This is a genomic window from Pseudomonas sp. NY15372 (assembly GCF_048068215.1).
GTDB lineage: Bacteria > Pseudomonadota > Gammaproteobacteria > Pseudomonadales > Pseudomonadaceae > Aquipseudomonas > Aquipseudomonas guariconensis_A.
In genome coordinates, this window is the sequence record NZ_JBLUPY010000089.1 from 1 (window position 1) to 476 (window position 476).

At 64.7% G+C, this 476-nt stretch carries 1 protein-coding gene; it reads right to left on the reverse strand.

Features of this window, described 5'->3' with window-relative positions; genetic code table 11:
* Positions 1-470 (reverse strand): aldehyde dehydrogenase family protein (locus ACNFG0_RS22860; RefSeq protein WP_416766534.1); only part of this gene is annotated, 470 nt, incomplete at its 3' end.
* Between the last annotated feature and the right edge of the window lie 6 nt (positions 471-476).

Genomic DNA, 476 nt, shown 5'->3' on the forward strand with positions numbered 1-476 from the left:
ACGCCCAGCGGCTCGTGGATGTGGTAGGCCACGGTGCTTTCGTTGATCTCGGCGGCGCCGCCTTCCTGGGCGCGGATGCAGCCGGCGAAATAGCGGAAGTGGTCCACGGCCAGCGGGATGTCGGCGTTGAGGGTTTCGCGGATCGGTTTGCCGTTGTCCCAGGTTTCGGTGATGGCCAGGATTTCCAGGTTCTGTTCGATGCGGTCGGCGATGCGCAGCAGCACGTTCGAGCGGTCCTGCACCGAGGTGCGGCCCCAGGCATCGGCGGCGGCGTGGGCGGCGTCGAGGGCCTTGTCGATATCCTCGGCGGTGGAACGGGGGAATTCGGCGATCGGCTGGCCGTTCACCGGCGAGGTGTTGGTGAAGTACTCACCCTTGACCGGAGGAACGAACTCACCGCCGATGTAGTTGCCGTAGCGGCTCTTGAAGGAGATTTTCGCGCCTTCGGTACCCGGATGTGCGTAACGCATGGTGTG